The following is a 17360-nucleotide window of genomic DNA, read 5'->3' on the forward strand; positions in this document are numbered from 1 at the left end:
CTGCGTATGATCGTCGGCGCGTGCGCAGTTGTGCGTCGTGTACGCCCACCCGCTTTGGAGGTCGACGTGGCCGACACGCCCCAGGTCGCGGAACTTCGTATCGTGGTCACCGCGAAGGACTACGACGCGGCCATCGCCTTCTACCGAGACGCCCTCGGTCTGCCGGAGCGGGGCGCCTTGTCCTCGCCGGGCGGGCGGGTGACGATTCTGGAGGCCGGGCGGGCGACCCTGGAGATCGCCGATCCGCCGCACGCCTCGTACATCGACGAGGTCGAAGTCGGCCGCACGGGCGTCGCCGGCCACATCCGCGTGGCCTTCCAGGTCACCGACGCGGAGGGCGCCACGCGCCGGCTGGAAGCCGCCGGCGCCCGGGTCATCGCCGAGCCCACCCGCACACCCTGGAACTCCGCGAACGCACGGCTCGACGCGCCCGCGGGCCTGCAACTCACGCTGTTCGAAGAGCTCGGCGGCGAATAGCCGTCCCTCGCCCCGCGGAAGGCACGGGCCTGCGGGGCCACGGACCGGGCGGCGGTCGGTCCCGGCCGTCGGGCCGGGCTCGGCCTCGCGCGGAGGACAGCCGGTCGAGCCGCCTCCCCGCGCCGCCCGCCGCGACCTTGTGTGGCTCGTGACGCAGGTGGTCACCGGTCGCGCTGATGGCCGAGGGCCACGACAACGCGACCATCGCCCAACGGCTCGTCATCACCGACAACGCCGTCCACGAACACATCGGCAACGTCTTCCTCAAACTCGGCCCGTCGGTCGGCGACAGCGGCCACCGCCGCGTCCGCGCCGTCCTGGCCCACCTCCGCCGCCATGCCGGTACCGCGCTCGACCCGACGACATCGCCCCCACCGGGCGGCCGTTCCACCATGCGTCGAGGCGGATGAGGTCGAGCGCGGCTGCGAAGGATCAGTGCCGCGGCCGGCGGGCTCCGGCCTTCCGTTTCGAGGAGGCAAACAAGATCGAAAGGAGGCTGGTCACGAACAGGCTCCCGATCATGACCATGCCCACGCCGATCACGAAGAGCCCGCTCGAGTCGTCCGACCAGTCGTAGTAGGCGGCGACGGTCAGCCCGGTGGTGGTGCCGAGCGTTGCGGCCGCGACGTGCCCCCGGGAAGCCGCCCAGTACACCGGCGCCGGCAGAGTCAGCCCGAGTCCGATCACCTGCCATGCCTCGTAGGGGCCGGTCGTCGACCCGTCGGGGTACACGTCACGTTGCTGGTCCCAGCCCAGCCAGGCAGCCCACAACGCCATCGCCACCGCAGCCGGCACCAGGGTCGCCAACAGTTGGAGAACAGGTTTCCGCAGTCCTGTGCGCATGGCCCCAGTGTTCCCGCTCACCCGAATGCCCATCAGAGCGCAGGTACTCGACTCCATCCGAGTAGAAACGCCTCTCGCGGGAGCCGGCGTGGGGTGTTCACGAGCGGATACCTCGGCGATACATCCGGGTCCGGGCGGCGTGTCCACACGCCCATCCCCCTCACGCGGGTGTGAGGGGGACGGGCGCGGTCGGTCGCGCCGTAGCGCGGGGCGTTAATCCGTTGACCGGGTGGCACCGGCTGGGCAGGCTCCAGCACGACCCGCCTGCCCCTACCGGGAGACCTACGGATGACTTCTCACCTGCACGCGCTCTGCTTCGATGCGCACGACCCGCTCCGTCTCGCGCGCTTCTGGGCGGACTTTCTCTGCTGGGAGACGTCCGAAGACTCCTCCGACGGCATCACGCTGCTGCCCAGCGATGACACCGGGTTCCGGCTCCGCTTCCTCCTGACCCAGTCGCGGAGGACAGGCCGGAACCACATGCACTTCGATCTGACGAGCACGTCCCTCGACGACCAGAAGCAGGTGGTGGAGAGGGCGCTCGAACTCGGCGCCCGGCACATCGACATCGGTCAACGCCCGGAGGAGGGGCATGTGGTGCTCGCCGACCCGGAGGGCAATGAGTTCTGTGTCATCGAGCCGGGCAACAGCTTCCTCGCCGAGTGCGGATTCATCGGAGCGCTGGCGGGCGATGGTTCGCAGGAGGCCGGGTACTTCTGGAGCCGAGCGCTGGGCTGGCCGTTGGTCTGGGACCGGGACCAGGAGACCGCGATCCGCTCACCGCACGGCGGTCCGAAGGTCACGTGGGGTGGTCCGCCCCTGATGCCCAAGGCGGGGAAGGAACGGTTGCACTTCGACCTCGCTCCACCTGCCGGCAGCGACCAGCAGGCGGAGGTCGACCGGCTCGTCTCCCTCGGGGCGACGCGCATCGACATCGGCCAAGGGGACGTCGACTGGGTGGTGATGGCCGACCCCGACGGTCACGAGTTCTGTGTGCTGACCCCCCGATAAGCCGCGGTCTTCGGTGTTGGTGGCTCGTCGTACCCGAAGTCCGAGTTCGCTGATCCAGTCTGCGGACGCGACCCGGCGTCGGCCGGGTACGCAGCGATCCCCGACGGCCGATGTCACGAGGCCGACGTGCAAAGCCGTTCAGTCGGGGGGCGGTTCGGCGGGTCGGACCTGGGTGATCGGCAGCGTCCACGGGTCGCCCCAGCGGGGGAGCACGGTGACCTCGGGGCTGCCGTCGGCGGCTCGGGTGCGGGCGATGACGTAGCCCGAGCCCAAACGTCTGCCGGTCGCATCGAACGTGCGCACGAAGTCGCCTTCCTCGACGGAGGCCGGATTTCTCATGTCGTCGTCCTTTCCGGTCTCTCGGTCAAGACGGGCGACGGTCGTCGGCCGGAAACGTCACGCGGGTCAACGGGGTCTCCCATTCGATCCCGCCCATGGGCGGACGCAGGAACGCGTTGCCGTTGATGATGTCCATCAACTCGCCGTGCCGGCCGGATAGTTCGTCCTTGCCGATCCGGCCGCGCAATTGCTGCGCCCTGAGGTTTTCCGGTGTCTTCGCGTCTGCCATGCCGTGCTCCCGAATGGCTCGATCGGCCTAAGTTGTCTGGTCTTGCCACCAGTCAACGTCCGAGTGATTACGGTTGGCTACGGGCTGATTCTCGCCAGTTGGCATTGGCGAAGAGTCGAGGAGGGACCGGGAGAAAATTCTCCAGCAGCTTTCGTGAACGGGAGGCGTTGTGGCACAACGTCGCGAGTCCGAACCGCAGCCACCGTCGTGGATCCACGCACATCTGGGACGCGAGATCCGGCGCTTGCGGGAGGAGTCGGGTTTGACCCAGGAGACCCTTGCGGAGCAGGTCCATGTCTCGTATCAGCACTTGAGCGCGATCGAGGCCGCAACACGTGTACCGCCCCGAGATTTGGTCGCCGTCGTCGACGAGGTCCTGCTGGCGCGGGGAACGTTGGTCAGCCTGCGCGAGGAGATGGTGCGATCGCCGCTCTCCGACTGGCTGCGCAAGTTCCTGCTGACCGAGGCGCAGGCTCGGACCATCTGCGGGTACGCCGTCCAGGCGATTCCGGGTCTACTACAGACGGAGGACTACTTCCGGGCTCAGTTCGAAGCGTTTCAGCCTTTCGCATCGAAAGAGCGCATGGAAGCCACCATTGAGGCGCGCATGGGTCGTAAGCAGTTGTTCTACAAGGAAGATCCGCCCGAGGTCTGGGAGATCCTCGACGAGGCGGCCCTTCGTCGTGCTCCCAGGAACTCTGATGTGATGCGCCGCCAGTTTGCTCACGTCATCGAACTCAGTGAGCTGCCGCACGTGACCATTCAGGTGCTCCCGTTCAGTCGGGGGTTTCACGCCATGCTCGACGGCCCGGTCAGCATCCTGACTTTCGCCGAGGGCGACGACTTCGTGTACGTCGAGGCGTTCGTGGAGGGACTAGTCATCTCCGATCCCGTCACGGTTACTTCTGCGAAGCGTCGGTACGATCGACTGCGAGCAGAGGCGTTGCCACCGACCGATTCCATCGAGATGATCCGCTCTATCCTGGAGAGCACATGATCAAAGCCGTACGCCCCGTTCCCCAGTGGCGCAAGTCGTCCTACAGCGCTGTCGAGAACCAGTGCGTCGAGACGGCTCCGATCGCGAGTTCGGTCGGCGTCCGCGACTCCAAGGACCCGGCCCGTGGCCACTTGGAACTGCACCCCGCCGCCTGGTCCACCCTGATCGGCGCCATCAAGCACGCCTGACAGCCCCATTCAGCCCGGCCGGCGCTTGAGGCCACCCCAGCCCGACCAACGCCTGACCCTTAGTCAGGACCCAACCGGGCGGCCCGGAACGCGCGTTCACGTGTTCCGGGCCGCCCAGCGGGACTACGGCAGCCAATCCGGCAGCGGCTCGCGCCGTGCGAGCCACTGCGTCGGTATGCAGGAGGTGCCGTGGTGCGCGGCCAGGATGCCGCCGACGATCGCCGCCATCGTGTCCTGGTCGCCCCCGGCGTTCACGCACGTGCGGACCGCCGTCTCGTAGTCGGCGAAGTGTGTCGCGACCACCCACAGCGCGAACGGCACGGTGTCCTGGGCGCTGATCCGGGTGCCGTTGCCCAGCGTTCGCGCGGCATGGCCGGCGTTCGCCCCGAGCAGCCCGCGGGCCCGGTCGATGCCCATGCGCACCAGCGGCGCGTCGTCCGGCACGTACCCGAGCACGATCTCCAGCACCTCGGCCGGATCCTCGACCACCCGACCGCGCCGCCCCGCCGCCCACGCCGCGGCCACTCCCGCGGCGATCCCGCCCGCGATGCCCTCGGGGTGGGCGTGTGTCACCTCGGCCGACGCCGCGGCCTCGGTCGCCGCGCGGTCCAGGTCGTCGGCGAACCACGCGCCCAGCGGGGTCACCCGCATCGCGCCGCCGTTGCCCCAGGACCCGATCCCGTCGAACAGGCCCACACTGGCCTCGCGCCAGTCGCCGCCCCGACGAATCGCCTCCATGAACCGTAACGCGCCCCTGCCGTAGTCCCGGAACCGCTCCCCACGCGCGGCGAACGCCCGGGCCAGCTCCGCCTGTTCCACCCGTCCGTGTCGCACCAACACCTCAACCAGCGAACACGCCATCTGCGTGTCGTCCGTCCACGGCCAAACGCCTTCCGGCGCCCCCGGCAACACGACCACGGTGCGCGGCGTGAAGTTCTCGTTCCCGAAGGCGTCCCCGACGGACAAGCCGGCCAGGGACTCGTGAGCCATGTCGTGTCGATCCTGCGTTGTCATCCCCATCCGGCGATCCTGTACCGCAACGGGCCGTACGAACAAGGCAATTGCCACCATCCGCCCGGGACCCACCCGGCACCCGCCCGCCGTCACTCCTCGCGCGGACCCTGCCGCACCGACACGATCGGCAGCAGCAGCGCCGCCGGCGCGTCCGCCGGGACCACCGGCGCGTTCGGCGCGGTGTACGGGACCCGCTCGTACCCGCCGCCCAACTCCGGCCGCAGGTCCGCCTCGCCCTTGTTCGGCCACATCGCGGTGGCCCGCTCCGCCTGGGCCGTAATCGTCAACGACGGGTTCACGCCCAGGTTCGCGCTGACCGCCGAGCCGTCCAGGACGTGCAGGCCCGCGTGGCCGTACACCCGCTGGTACGGGTCGACCACGCCGGTCTCGGCCGAGTCGCCGATCACGCAACCACCCAGGATGTGCGCGGTCATCGGGACGTTGGCCAGGTCGCCCCACGAGCCGCCGGCCACGCCGCCGAGGCGGGTCGCGATCCGGCGGACGGCCTCGTTGCCGGCCGGGATCCAGTTCGGGTTCGGCTCGCCGTGTCCCTGGCGGGTGGTGATCCGGGTGCGGCCGAACAGGCCGCGTTTGCGGTACACCGTCAGCGAGTTGTCGCGCGACTGCATCACCAGCGCGATGATCGCCCGCTCGGACCAGTTCCGGACGTTGAGCAGCCGCAGCAGGGCGGGGTCCCGCACCAGCGCGCTCAGGAGCTGGCGTACCCGCGGCCGATCGCCGTCCGTCAGCAGTGTCTGCAACAGGCCCATCGCGTTCGAACCCTTGCCGTATCGCACCGGCTCGATGTGGGTGTCCGCGTCCGGATGCCACGACGACGTGATGGCCACCCCGCGCGTCGCGTCGATCACGCCCACCGTCGGGGCGACCGCGCCGACCAGCGCCTCGGAGTTGGTCCGGGTCAGCCGGCCGAGCGTGCGGGACAGGCGCGGCAGCGTACGTTCGCCCGCCATCCGATGCAGCAGCCGCTGGGTGCCGAGCGTGCCGGCGGCGAACACGACGTGCTCGGCGGTCCAGGTACGCGGCGCCCGGGCAACCGTCGCGGGCCCGCTGCGCACGGTCTCGACCGCGTAGCCGGCGGCCAGCGGCCGGACCCGGCGCACGGTGTGCTCGGCGTGCACGACGGCGCCGGCCTGTTCGGCCAGGTAGAGGTAGTTCTTGAGCAGCGTGTTCTTGGCCCCGACCCGGCACCCCGTCATGCACGAGCCGCACTCGGTACAGGTGGTCCGGCGTGGTCCGACGCCGCCGAAGAACGGGTCGGCCACGTCCTCGCCGGGCCGCTGCCCGTCCTCGGGGAAGAGCACGCCGACCGGTGCGAGGTGGAACGTGTCGCCCACGCCCATGTCCTCGGCGACGGCCTTCATGTGCTCGTCGGCGGGGGTCATGTGCGGGTTCTGCACCACCCCCAGCATCCGCTTGGCCTGGGCGTAGAACGGCGCGAGTTCGGCGCGCCAGTCGGTGATGTGGCCCCACTGCGGGTCGTCGAAGAACGGCTGCGGCGGCTCGTACAGGGTGTTCGCGTAGTTCAGCGAACCGCCGCCCACGCCGGCCCCCGCGAGCACCACGACGTCCTTGAGCACGTGGATGCGCTGAATGCCGGTCAGGCCGAGCGCGGGCGCCCACAGGAAGTCGCGCAATTGCCACGAGGTCTTGGGGAGGTCGGCGTCGGCGAACCGTCGGCCCGCCTCCAGCACGCCGACCCGGTAGCCCTTCTCGGTCAGCCGCAAGGCCGCGACCGAACCGCCGAACCCCGAACCGATGACCAGGACGTCGTAGTCGAACACGGGGCAACCCTTCGCCGGGCGGGCAGGAATCGCGAGTCACGAGAGATCGCGACCCCGGCGATCCTACTGCCCGGTAACCCGGCGAAGGCAGTCCCTCAGCGGTTCGGCTCAGCCACTCTTGCGGCGGAACGAGCGCTGCTGTGCGGCGGGCCCGTGCGCCCCGTGGATCTTCGACGCGTCGCCGCCCGGACCCTCGCCGGTGCCGTCGGTCTTGGTGCCGCGCTTGCGCGCGAGCGCCTCGCGGAACTTGCGCTTGGTCTCGTCCTCGGCCGTTTCGGGCTCGGCGGCCTCGGTGGCCGTCTCCTCGGGTGCTTCGTTCGCGGGTGTCTCGTCAGCCATGGTGCGTTCCTGCTCTCGAACTGGATTCGATCCGTACGCACACCCTTCCATGCCGAACCCCTCCGAAGCACGCGCCGAGGCCGCACAGCCGGGTACCTTCCGTCACTGTCGGGTGTGCTCGGTCGGGGTCGGCCCGGGTCGAGGGCGGCGTGGGCGATGTCGAACAGGTTCGGCAGGGGGTGTGGGAAGCGCCGATGTCGTCGAACTGTTGTCCATCGCACCGGAGTGGTGTGGGATTCGCGCGTCACCTGGTCAGGCGGGCCGTGCGGGTGACCAGGGTGTCGACGAATTCGGGCAGGTCGGGCCAGCCGAAGTTCGCGATGCTCATGCGCAGCAGGACGGCGCCGTGCATGGCGGCCCAGACGGCCAGGGCGTCCTCGTACGGGTCCTCGCTCACCGAGAGGCCGGCGGTCGCGGTGGCCTCGACCGCGTCGACGAGGGCCTGGAAGACGTCCGCACGCCGCGGTGGCACGGGGAGCTCCGGCCGGTCCGGGTCGGTGTTCGCCGGTGAGCGCATCCGGTTGAACAGTGCGCGATAGCGGCCCGGGCGCTCCATCGCGAACCGGGCATAGGCCCGGCAGCCCGCGAGCAGCGCGCGGTCCGGTTCGGTGTCGGAGCCGGTGGCCGCGGCGATCGTGTCCCGCAGGTCGTCGAAGTAGCCGTTGAGGACCGTGTCGAGGATGTCGGCGAGATCGTTGAAGTGCGCGTAGATGGACGGCGCGGTGATCTCGGCCTCGCGCGCGATCCGGCGCAGGGTCAGCTCGCCCGCGTGTCCGTCGTGTTCGATCAGCGCCGTCGCCGCGGCGAGGATGTCTTCGCGCAGCAGCGCGCCCTGGCCTCGGCGGTTGCGCCGGCGGTTCGAACCGTGGTCGTCCATGGCGGTCAGCGTACGAGGCACGGGGTCGGGGTTTGCGGCCATGGTGGCTACTCCGAGGTGTCGGCGGCGGGCCGCCGAACGGCCGGTGCGCGGCGACCGGGGGGAGTCGGCCGCCGCGCTTTGTGGTGACGATGCGTCAGGCGGTTTGTACCGCTTGGGCGTTGGCTGATTCGGCGACGGCGACCTGGGTGGTCGCGCGGCGGGGGAGGGCGACGGCGACGATGATCGCGCCGAGCGCGGCGACCACTGCGGCGACCAGGGCGCCGTTGGTCATCGCGGTGGTGAAGGCGTGGTTGGCGGCCGAGGTGAGGTGGCCGGCGGACTCCGGCGAGAGCTGCGCGGCGACCCCGTGTGCGCTGGGCAGGTCGTGGGCGGCGACGGACGCGGGACCGGTGAGGTTCTGGTCGGCCATCTCGGCGCGGTAGTGCGACGAGACCAGGGTGCCGATCACGGCGATGCCCAGGACGCCGCCGAGTTCGCGGACGACGCTGTTGAGCGCGCCGGCCATGGCCGAGAACTGCACCGGCACGGACGCGGTGATCTCCATGCTCGCGGGGGCCATCATCATGCCCATCCCCGCGCCGACCACGGCCATCTCGGCGCCGAGCATCGCGAACGGGGTGGCGGTGTCGGTGGTCAGGCCCATCACCCCGAGGCCGAGTGCGATCGTGCCCAGGCCGACGGTCAGCGTGCCGCGAATGCCCAGGCGGGCGGTGACCAGCGGGGACATGGCGGACATCGCGGCCATGGCGATCGCGAACGGCATCGCGCCCATGCCGGCCTTGAGCGGGCTGTACCCGTGCACCAGCTGGAAGTACTGCGACAGCACGAACAGCGTGCCGAACAGCGCGAAGAACGTGACGGCGAGCGTGGAGGCGGCGATCACGAAGCCGCGGTTGGTGAACAGGCGCACCTGGACCATGGGTTCGTCGGTGCGCAGCTCCCACGCCACGAACAGGGCGGTCAGCAGCACGAACGCGGCCAGTTCGACAAGCGTGACCGGTGCGGTCCAGCCGCGCTCGGGGGCCTCGATGATCGCGTCGACCAGAATCCCCAGGCCGACGATGGACAGCGCGGCGGCGGGCAGGTCGAGCCGACCGGTGCCCTGGCGCGGGACGGTCGGGACGATCCGCATGATGCCGATGAACGCGGCGATCACGAGCGGGACGTTGATCCAGAACGCGCTCGACCAGGAGAAGTGCGCGAGCAGTGCGCCACCGGTGACCGGGCCGACCAGCACGCCGACGCCGGCGGCGGCGGACCAGACGGCGAACGCCTTGGGCCGTTCGACGGGCGGGAACATCCGGATGATGATCGCGAGCGTCGCGGGCATCACGAACGCGGCGCCCAGTCCCATCACGGCCCGCCAGGCGATCAGCTCGGTGGCCGTCGTGGACAGTGCGGCTATCGCCGACCCGCCGCCGAACACGGCGAGGCCGCCGAGCAGTGCGCGCCGGGCACCGAACCGGGCGCCGAGGCTGCCGGCGAGCAGGAGCAGCGCGGCGAAGACGAGGGTGTAGGCGTCGGTGATCCACTGGAGATCCGACGTCGACGCGTGCAACCCCTTGGCCAGGGCCGGCAGCGCGGTGTTGAGCACCGAGTTGTCCAGCGTGACGGCCACGAGCGTCGAACTGAGCACGATCAACGCGGCCCACCGACGGGGGTGACCCGCGGGGTCGGGGACTTCGGCGGTGGTGGTGGTGGCGGTGGCGGCTGATCGGGTCTCGGCGTTGGTGCCGCTCATGGTGTCCCCCTCGACTAACGCTTGTTAGCTTACGCCTGTAAACATAAGCCGTCGCTATACGGCTGTAAAGTCAAGCCTTGGCAAAGTGAAGGAGAGGGCTCCGGGGGCGGGTCTTCGGGCTCTATTCCCCGGGCGGCCCAGGTGCGCCGCGTCACCGCGATCGAGGCGGCCCGCCGGGTGGACTGGATCGAAGCGAACCGACCGGCCCCGCACGGGACTTCCCGGGGAGCCCGCTGTATGGGGTGTCGGGCCCACCCCCTAAGGTGCGGTGCTCATGACCAACCAATGGCGCAAGCCTGTTGTCGTGGTGCTTGCCGCCATCGTGTCCTGTGGTGGCGTGGTCGGCTGCGGGACCGTGCGGGCCGGTACCGATGCCGCGCATGCCTCGGACATGGGGCCCGAGTTGCACCCCCGAACCGGTGCGTCGATGAGTCTCGCGGAAGCCGCGATGACCTATGAGCGCATCGTCGGTCCGCGCAACGCCGCGATGAATCGACTGACCGACGCCTTGGACGAGTGGGAGGACCTGGACGAGATCCGCAAGCGGATCCGCGAACTCGTCGCCGCCGACGACAACGAGGCCCAGCGACTCGCCGAGGCGTGGTGGCCGCGTGATGTCGCCCCGCTCGTGGACGAGTTGATCCGCCAGACCCGGGAGGCGCGGCGGGCGTGGCTCGCGGCCGCCGCGTCGGAAACCGAGGAAGAGCTCGAACTCGCGCTCGACCGGGTCGACACGGTGCTGGCCCGGCAGTCGAGCCCCGCTGGTCGCATACGCGCGAAGCTCGGGCTGCCGGGCGGCGATTAGCGCCGTGGCTTTTCCGGCCACGGCCACGGCGCCGGCGCCGTCGGTGGGTGTCCGCGAAGACTTGTCTCAACGGCCGAAGGCTCGGGGGCTTGAGCGCTCAAGCCTTCAAGCTCAAGCCCCGGACGGCCCGTTCATGGCCCGCCGGATGCCCATCGGCGGGCAGGACAACGTCGCCCGTGCCCCCACCGCCGGCACGTAGCTGTCCACGCTGACGAAGTCCCGCCCCCGCTGGTGTGCTTCCCGTGCCTGCGGCGCCGCCGCGTTCGCGTCGTTCGTGTCCTCGTAGGTCACCGCCAGCGGCTCGTGCTCCACGTCCCACTTCGCGCCCCCGAGCGCGCGGTCGTCGTCGGCGGTCGCCTCGACGTGGGTGAGCAGACCCGTGTCGGTGCGGAGCACGCCGGCGTGCCACAGGGTCACGCCGCCCTCCGTGCGGACCGTCGCGGGCGGGGTGATCAAGGCCGGGCCGGTGCCGTCGTGGCGGTCCGAGTCGAAACGCAGGACCAGGCGGCGCGGGATGGTCGGCAGCACCACGTCGAGCACCAGGTCGCCGTCCGGCACGTGGCCGAACAGGCAGGACGTGAACCGGATCGGCCCGGCGGACAGCGTCGTGGCCAGCGCCGAGTACGCGAACCGGTCACCCGAGCGGGTCACCGACACCCCGTACTGCCCGAACAGCGGCGGCGCCGGCGGCCGCGGTCCGGCGGGCCGGGCCAACGTCTCCATGCCGATCGTCGTGTACAGGCCGGCCGGCGTGCGCAGGATCCCGCCGTGGAAGACCCGGATCTCGTCGTGCGCGAGCAGGATCTCGGGCGGCCTGACCAACTCGATGTCCACCGGGGCGGTGCTGTCGCTCATAGCGCCCGATCCTATGGCCGCGCCCACGAGGAGCCGGGGCGGGAACATCGGCCCCGAACCCGGTGGCAACACCACCGCGGCGACCGACTTCGCACCCCACTCATCACGCTATGGAGTGATGCCTCCGACCCTCGGCGATCCGTTCGGGTTTCGCCCGATCGGCCCAACAGGGTTTACTTCGAGCGGTGCGCGGGGGCGGTGTGGCGGGCGGTCACGGCTCGATCGCGGGTGACCTGCGGGGGAGTTCCGAGCCGGGCATTTCGGTCGGGTTCGGCGCGCGCATAGGGGATTCGAGCCGCCATATCGTGGGGACACTTTCCGGTTACGGCTTCGCCTATACCGCCCCCGAACGCCCCGCGCGTCACCCGAGAGGCGCATACTGGTGGTGATGACGACGTCAGCCGTGACCCGGCGCATTCTGCCCACCAGTCCCTTCAATGTCCCGGTCGCTCCCATCATCGAGGATTTCGAACTCGGTGCGCGAGTGACGCACGATCAGTACGGACTCGGTCGGATCGTCGGTGTCGAAGAGGACATCGCGGTCACTGTCGATTTCGGGTCGCGTCAGGAGCGGATCTGCCGTCCCTACGCGAAGCTGAGCAATCTCTGAACATCCCGACTCCACGCGGTCGGTACAGGGAGGCGCCCCCGGATAGCCGGGTCGGCGCCTCCTCCTGTTTTTCCCGCTGTTTTTCTCCCGTTTTCCGGGCCTGCCCCGACGTTCACGGCGCTGCTTCAGGTTCGAAGACATCAGGTTGTCAGACAACTTGTGCTAGCGTCCCTGGCGTGAACATGAAGCTGCGTGGTCTCCTTCTCGGCCGCCGCGGCGGGGCCTGACGCGACCGGCACCCCGCCGCGGGGTTCGGTGCTGCCGGTCGCCCCCTTCGACGGCGAGGACGACCCCACCGTGAGCAGCGCGAACATCCCTGCCTCCGCAACCTCCGTGACCTTCCCCACCCTGCGCACCCCGAGCGGCCCGGTCCCGTCCGGGCAGCCGCGCTGGAACCGGCAACGCGCCGGCAGCATGCCCCACCACCGCTACCGCCCCGCGCACGAGCGCGTGCGGGTCGCGGAGCCCGCCGCGAGCACCGGGCCGGCCGCGAGCACCGGGCCCGCCGGGCCGGCCCGGACCTGGCCCGCCAACCGGATCGAGCACGCACCGCTGTGGGTCCCGGTCGACCTGCGCGACGGCAACCAGGCGCTGGCCGAGCCGATGGACCCCGCGCGCAAGCGCCGCATGTTCGACCTGCTGGTGGCCATGGGCTTCAAGGAGATCGAGGTCGGCTACCCCTCCGCGAGTCGCGCCGACTTCGACTTCGTTCGGCACCTGGCCGAGAGCGACGCGGTGCCGGACGACGTCACGATCGTGGTCTTCACGGCCGCCCGCACCGACCTGATCGAGCGTACGTACGCGTCGATCGAGGGCCTCCCGCACGCGGTCGTGCACATGTACACCGCCACCGCGCCGACCTGGCGCGACGTGGTACTCGGGCACGACCGGGACGCGCTGCACGCGCTGATCCTGGCCGGCGCCAAGGACGTGGCGCGCGGCGCGGACGCCCGGCCGGGCGCGGACATCCGCTTCGAGTTCTCGCCCGAGGTGTTCAACCTGACCGAGCCGGACTACGTCCTCGCCGTGTGCGACAGCATCACCGAACTGTGGGACGCGAGCCCGGACCGGCCGGTGATCCACAACCTGCCGGCGACCGTCGAGATCGCGACGCCGAACGTGTACGCGGACCAGATCGAGTACATGCACCGCAACCTGGCCCGTCGGGACGCGGTGATCCTGTCCGTACACCCGCACAACGACCGCGGCACCGGCGTCGCCTGCGCCGAGCTGGCCGTGCTGGCGGGCGCGCAGCGGATCGAGGGCTGCCTGTTCGGCAACGGCGAGCGGACCGGCAACGTCGACCTGGTCACGCTCGCGCTGAACCTGTACACGCAGGGCGTGGACCCGATGATCGACTTCTCCGACATCGACGAGATCCGCCGCACCGTCGAGTACGCGAACCGGATCGACGTGCACGCCCGCCACCCCTATGGCGGCGACCTCGTGTACACCGCGTTCTCCGGGACGCACCAGGACGCGATCAAGAAGGGCTTCGCGCATCACGCGCGGCAGGCGGACGCGCTGGGTGTGGCGGTGGATCAGGCGCCGTGGGACGTGCCGTACCTGCCGATCGACCCGGCCGACGTGGGCCGCGACTACGAGGCGGTGATCCGGGTCAACAGCCAGTCCGGCAAGGGCGGCATCGCCTATCTGATGCAGAGCGCGCACGGCCTGGACCTGCCGCGCCGGCTCCAGATCGAGTTCTCCCGGGTCGTCCAGGAGGCCACCGACGACAGCGGCGAGGAGATCACGGCGGTCGAGCTGGGCGAGTTGTTCCGCCGCGAGTACCTGGACCGGCGTGCGCCGCTGGACGTGGTCGGGTGGCGGGCCGAGGAGGTCGAACCGGGGCGGCACCGGTTCACCGGCACGCTGGACGGGCGCGCCGTGACGGGGGAGGGCAACGGGCCGCTGTCCGCGCTGACCGCCGCGCTCGGGTCGGCGGGGGTCGGGCCCGATGGCACCGGCGTCGAGGTCGAGATCCTGGACTACGTCGAGCACTCGATCGGGGTGGGCGGCGACCGGCATGCCGCGTCGTACGTGGAGTGCCGCGTGGACGGGGTGACCCGGTGGGGCGTCGGGATCGACACCTCGATCCTCGCGGCGTCCGTGCACGCGACGCTGGCGGCGGTGAATCGCGCCCGGGCGGAATCCCGGGGTTTCGCAGGCTAACATTCGTCAGACAACCTGAGAGGTGACGCGATGACGTTCGGCCCCCTGCGCCGCAGCCCGTTGGCCGGCCAGGCGGCCGAGCGCCTTCGCGCCCAGATCGCCGCGGGGCGCTGGCCCGTCGGCACGAAGCTGCCCGGCGAGATCGCGCTGGGCAAGGAACTGGGCATCGGCCGGTCGACCGTGCGCGAGGCGGTACGCGACCTCGCGGGGGCGGGGCTGGTCGAGTCGCGGCAGGGGTCCGGCGTCTTCGTGATCGCCACCGAGCCGGTCGAGGACCTGACCACGCGGCTGCGGCGGGCGTCCGCGGCCGAGGTGTACGAGGTGCGGAACCTGATCGAGGTGCGCGCCGCGATGTTGGCCGCGGAGCGGCGCACGGACGAGGACCTGGCGGCGCTGGACGCGGGGCTCGCCGTGCGGGCCGCTGCGCTTGGCGATGACGCGGCCTATATCGATGCGGACATCGCGTTTCACGGGGCCATCGTGGCGGCGGCGCACAATGACGTGCTGACGGACTTGTTCTCGGTGTTTCAGGTGACGATGCGGCCGGGGTTGTTCGACTTGCTCGCCGTCATGGACAGCAGGGGGATGCGGGTTGCTGTCGCGGATCCTGGGGCCGATGCGCATGCCGCTATGGTCGCGGCGATTCGGGCTGGGGATGCGGTTGAGGCTGGGCGGGTTACCGAGGCGGAGCTGGCGGTGAGCATGCGCATCCTCCGGGGTGGGGCGGGTTGAGGGTGTCCTCAAGCGCCGGACGGGCTGAGGAGTCTCGGTGGCCTGATGCCTTTGTCCTCAAACGCCGGACGGGCTGAGTTGGCCTGGTGCCTTTGTCCTCAAACGCCGGACGGGCTGGGGTTGGTTGGCGTGGTGCCGGTGTCCTCAAGCGCCGGACGGGCTGGGGTTGGTTGGCGTGGTGCCGGTGTCCTCAAGCGCCGGACGGGCTGGGGTTGGTTGGCGTGGTGCCGGTGTCCTCAAGCGCCGGACGGGCTGGGGTTGGTTGGCGTGGTGCCTTTGTCCTCAAGCGCCGGACGGGCTGAGTTACCAGCGCCAGCTCTTCCTGATGGATCACGCCGGACTGCCGCTGAAGACCGTCCTCGAACAGCTCGACCTGCTCGGCGAGGAGGTCGTCCCGGTGCTGCGCAAGGAGTTCGCGGCCAAGCGCGGGGCCGACGTACCCGAGGGCCCCACGCACGCGGCGCTCGTCGCCCGTCGAGACGCGGAGACGGCGACCCCCGTCGCGCAGTCCGCCTGACCCGCCACCGATCTCGAAGGGAGAAGCCGCCATGCAACCGCTCAAGCTCGTGGTCGTCTCGGCCGGACTGGGCAAGCCCTCGTCCACCCGCCTGCTCGGCGACCGGCTCGCCGAGGCCACCCGGCGGGGACTGGCGGGCCGTGACGTCGCGGCCGACGTCCAGGTGGTCGAACTCCGCGACGTCGCCGTGGACATCGCGAACAACCTGCTGACCGGCTTCCCCGCGCCCGGACTGCGCGCCGCGATCGAGGCGGTCACCGAGGCCGATGCCCTGATCGCGGTCACGCCGATCTTCACCGCGTCGTACAGCGGCCTGTTCAAGTCGTTCTTCGACGTGCTGGACAACACCGCGCTGGTCGGCAAGCCGGTCCTGATCGCGGCGACCGGCGGGACGGCCCGTCATTCGCTCGCCCTGGAGCACGCGCTGCGCCCGCTGTTCGCCTACCTGCGCGCGACGGTCGCGCCGACCGCGGTCTACGCGGCCACCGACGACTGGGGCTCCGGCGCCGCCGCGGGGACCGACGGCCTGGGCGCGCGGATCACCCGCGCGGGCGGCGAACTCGCCGACCTCGCAGGGCGTGTACCGCGAACCGCGCCGCGCCGCGCGCCGATCGACGAAGTCGTCCCGTTCGCCGAGCAGTTGGCCGCGCTGCGGCGCGGCTGAGCGAACGAGCGAACGAGCGAACGAGCCTCCGCGGTCGAGCGAGCAGAGAGGGCCGCCCGCACGGGGACATGACCCCCCGCGCGGGCGCCCCTCTTCCGGCAAGCCCGGCAGACGCCCGGCTCAGGTCCGTTCGAACCACCGCCGCGGATTCTCGACCAGCATCGCGGTGACGTCCCGCTTCGCCACGCCGGCCGCGCGCAGCGCCGGTACCACGTCGCTCAGCACGTGCTGGTAGTGCCAATCCGGCAGCAGTGGCATCAGGTCGGGCGCGATCCAGTCGATGTGGCACGCCGCGTCCTGGGACAGCACCATGCTCGACGCGTAGCCGCGCCGGCACATCTCCACCACGATCGCGACCCGCTCCTCGAACGGCATCATCGTGTCGAGCCCGAACCGATCCATGCCCAACAGGTAGCCCGCGTCCGCCAGTTCGGTCAGGTGGTCGGCGTCGCTCGTGTCGCCGCTGTGCGCGAGCTGGACCCGAGCCGCGGCCACCCCCTCCTCGTCCAGGACCCGCCGGACGTCGAGCCCGGTCCGGGTGCCCGGATGCGTGTGCACCATCACCGGCGCGTTCGTCTCCAGATGCGCCCGCGCCACCGCGCGCAACACCCGTTCGACGCCCGGCGTCAGCCCCTGCGCGTCGATCGCGCACTTGAGCAGCGCCGCCTTGACGTCGGTGCCCTGGATGCCCTCACGGATGTCCCGGACGAACAGGTCGACCATCGGATCCGGCAGGCCCGGCAGCGCACCGGGGCCGCGATGCCTGAAGTAGGCCGGGACGTCGGTGTACGTGTACACGCCGGTCGCGACCACGATGTTGAGGTCCGGGACCTGCTCGGCGATCCGCAGCACGCGCGGAATGTTCCGCCCGATTCCGTCCACCGTGGGGTCCACGATCGTGGTCACGCCGGTCGCGCGCAACGCCCGCAACCGCGTGACCGCGTCGGCTACGCGCGCCTCCTCGTCCCAGTCGCGCTCCCAGTTGGCCTGGCTGTCCGCGGTCAGCACGAAGATGTGCTCGTGCATCAGGGTCGTGCCCAGGGCGGCGGTCGACACCGGCCCGAGCACCGTCTCGACCTCGACCACAGTGTCGTTCTCGTTCGCGTGCACTCGCGGCTCCCTCGTCCCATGAGATCGGTGCTCGG

General features: G+C 70.7%; 19 protein-coding genes and 2 pseudogenes. 11 read left to right on the forward strand and 10 right to left on the reverse strand.

Translation table 11 applies throughout. The features are described from left to right. Positions 1–66: 66 nt before the first annotated feature. Together OG928_RS27985 and OG928_RS27990 are read left to right on the forward strand one after the other, a co-directional pair. A complete protein-coding gene (locus OG928_RS27985) occupies positions 67–477 on the forward strand; it encodes a VOC family protein (protein WP_406288727.1) in 411 nt (136 codons plus the stop codon). A gap of 173 nt (positions 478–650) precedes the next feature. Next, positions 651–887, forward strand: a pseudogene (locus OG928_RS27990) (LuxR C-terminal-related transcriptional regulator); the annotation flags it as partial. A gap of 22 nt (positions 888–909) precedes the next feature. Here OG928_RS27990 and OG928_RS27995 read toward each other — a convergent pair. Then, positions 910–1320 (reverse strand): hypothetical protein, encoded by a 411-nt coding sequence (locus tag OG928_RS27995; protein WP_406288728.1) that lies wholly within the window; start codon positions 1318–1320, stop codon positions 910–912. 288 nt (positions 1321–1608) lie between these two features. Between OG928_RS27995 and OG928_RS28000 the strand changes: the two genes are divergently transcribed. Beyond that, a complete protein-coding gene (locus OG928_RS28000) occupies positions 1609–2331 on the forward strand; it encodes a VOC family protein (RefSeq protein ID WP_406288730.1) in 723 nt (240 codons plus the stop codon). Positions 2332–2469: 138 nt separating this feature from the next. Here the strand turns inward: OG928_RS28000 and OG928_RS28005 are convergent, their stop codons facing one another. Both OG928_RS28005 and OG928_RS28010 read right to left on the reverse strand, forming a co-directional pair. After that, a complete protein-coding gene (locus OG928_RS28005) occupies positions 2470–2670 on the reverse strand; it encodes a hypothetical protein (protein ID WP_406288732.1) in 201 nt (66 codons plus the stop codon). Positions 2671–2695: 25 nt separating this feature from the next. After that, the gene (locus tag OG928_RS28010) at positions 2696–2899 is read right to left on the reverse strand and encodes a hypothetical protein (RefSeq protein ID WP_406288733.1); all 204 of its coding nucleotides are present in this window, start codon (positions 2897–2899) and stop codon (positions 2696–2698) included. A gap of 169 nt (positions 2900–3068) precedes the next feature. On the opposite strand from OG928_RS28010, the gene OG928_RS28015 reads away from it, so the two are divergent. Together OG928_RS28015 and OG928_RS28020 are read left to right on the forward strand one after the other, a co-directional pair. Further along, a complete protein-coding gene (locus OG928_RS28015; protein WP_406288735.1) occupies positions 3069–3896 on the forward strand; it encodes a Scr1 family TA system antitoxin-like transcriptional regulator in 828 nt (275 codons plus the stop codon). Next, positions 3893–4084, forward strand: coding sequence for a DUF397 domain-containing protein (locus OG928_RS28020; protein ID WP_406288736.1), 192 nt, complete (start codon positions 3893–3895; stop codon positions 4082–4084). The genes OG928_RS28015 and OG928_RS28020 overlap by 4 nt, the downstream gene beginning before the upstream one ends. 123 nt (positions 4085–4207) lie before the next feature. Here OG928_RS28020 and OG928_RS28025 read toward each other — a convergent pair whose 3' ends face one another. From OG928_RS28025 to OG928_RS28045, 5 genes are all read right to left on the reverse strand, one after another. Next, the gene (locus OG928_RS28025; RefSeq protein ID WP_406288737.1) at positions 4208–5074 is read right to left on the reverse strand and encodes an ADP-ribosylglycohydrolase family protein; all 867 of its coding nucleotides are present in this window, start codon (positions 5072–5074) and stop codon (positions 4208–4210) included. A 113-nt stretch (positions 5075–5187) separates the two neighbouring features. Continuing rightward, on the reverse strand, positions 5188–6900 hold the full coding sequence (locus OG928_RS28030; RefSeq protein ID WP_406288739.1) for a GMC oxidoreductase: 1713 nt from the start codon (positions 6898–6900) through the stop codon (positions 5188–5190). Positions 6901–7008: 108 nt separating this feature from the next. After that, positions 7009–7239 carry a DUF5302 domain-containing protein gene (locus OG928_RS28035; RefSeq protein WP_406288741.1) on the reverse strand — a complete coding sequence of 77 codons (231 nt, stop codon included), beginning with the start codon at positions 7237–7239 and terminating at the stop codon, positions 7009–7011. Between the two features lie 244 nt (positions 7240–7483). Beyond that, positions 7484–8116, reverse strand: a complete 633-nt coding sequence (locus tag OG928_RS28040; protein WP_406288743.1) for a TetR/AcrR family transcriptional regulator — start codon at positions 8114–8116, stop codon at positions 7484–7486. Positions 8117–8252: 136 nt separating this feature from the next. Next, positions 8253–9860, reverse strand: coding sequence for a DHA2 family efflux MFS transporter permease subunit (locus tag OG928_RS28045; RefSeq protein WP_406288745.1), 1608 nt, complete (start codon positions 9858–9860; stop codon positions 8253–8255). Positions 9861–10134: 274 nt separating this feature from the next. Between OG928_RS28045 and OG928_RS28050 the strand changes: the two genes are divergently transcribed. Beyond that, positions 10135–10665 (forward strand): hypothetical protein, encoded by a 531-nt coding sequence (locus OG928_RS28050; protein WP_406288748.1) that lies wholly within the window; start codon positions 10135–10137, stop codon positions 10663–10665. 111 nt (positions 10666–10776) lie between these two features. Here the strand turns inward: OG928_RS28050 and OG928_RS28055 are convergent, their stop codons facing one another. Continuing rightward, positions 10777–11520 (reverse strand): hypothetical protein, encoded by a 744-nt coding sequence (locus OG928_RS28055; protein WP_406288750.1) that lies wholly within the window; start codon positions 11518–11520, stop codon positions 10777–10779. A 388-nt stretch (positions 11521–11908) separates the two neighbouring features. On the opposite strand from OG928_RS28055, the gene OG928_RS28060 reads away from it, so the two are divergent. From OG928_RS28060 to OG928_RS28080, 5 genes and pseudogenes are all read left to right on the forward strand, one after another. Then, positions 11909–12130, forward strand: a complete 222-nt coding sequence (locus OG928_RS28060) for a hypothetical protein (protein WP_026218929.1) — start codon at positions 11909–11911, stop codon at positions 12128–12130. Positions 12131–12544: 414 nt separating this feature from the next. After that, the gene (gene leuA, locus OG928_RS28065) at positions 12545–14302 is read left to right on the forward strand and encodes a 2-isopropylmalate synthase (RefSeq protein WP_406291270.1); all 1758 of its coding nucleotides are present in this window, start codon (positions 12545–12547) and stop codon (positions 14300–14302) included. Between the two features lie 30 nt (positions 14303–14332). Continuing rightward, on the forward strand, positions 14333–15034 hold the full coding sequence (locus tag OG928_RS28070; RefSeq protein WP_406288751.1) for a FadR/GntR family transcriptional regulator: 702 nt from the start codon (positions 14333–14335) through the stop codon (positions 15032–15034). 304 nt (positions 15035–15338) lie between these two features. Then, positions 15339–15551, forward strand: a pseudogene (locus tag OG928_RS28075) (5,10-methylene tetrahydromethanopterin reductase); the annotation flags it as partial. A 31-nt stretch (positions 15552–15582) separates the two neighbouring features. Next, positions 15583–16215, forward strand: coding sequence for an FMN reductase (locus OG928_RS28080; RefSeq protein WP_406288752.1), 633 nt, complete (start codon positions 15583–15585; stop codon positions 16213–16215). Between the two features lie 120 nt (positions 16216–16335). Here the strand turns inward: OG928_RS28080 and OG928_RS28085 are convergent, their stop codons facing one another. After that, positions 16336–17325: a phosphotriesterase gene (locus OG928_RS28085; protein ID WP_406288753.1), complete on the reverse strand. Its 990-nt coding sequence runs from the start codon at positions 17323–17325 to the stop codon at positions 16336–16338. Positions 17326–17360 lie beyond the last annotated feature (35 nt).

It is taken from the genome of Embleya sp. NBC_00896 (assembly GCF_045207785.1).
In the GTDB taxonomy this organism is placed as follows: domain Bacteria; phylum Actinomycetota; class Actinomycetes; order Streptomycetales; family Streptomycetaceae; genus Embleya.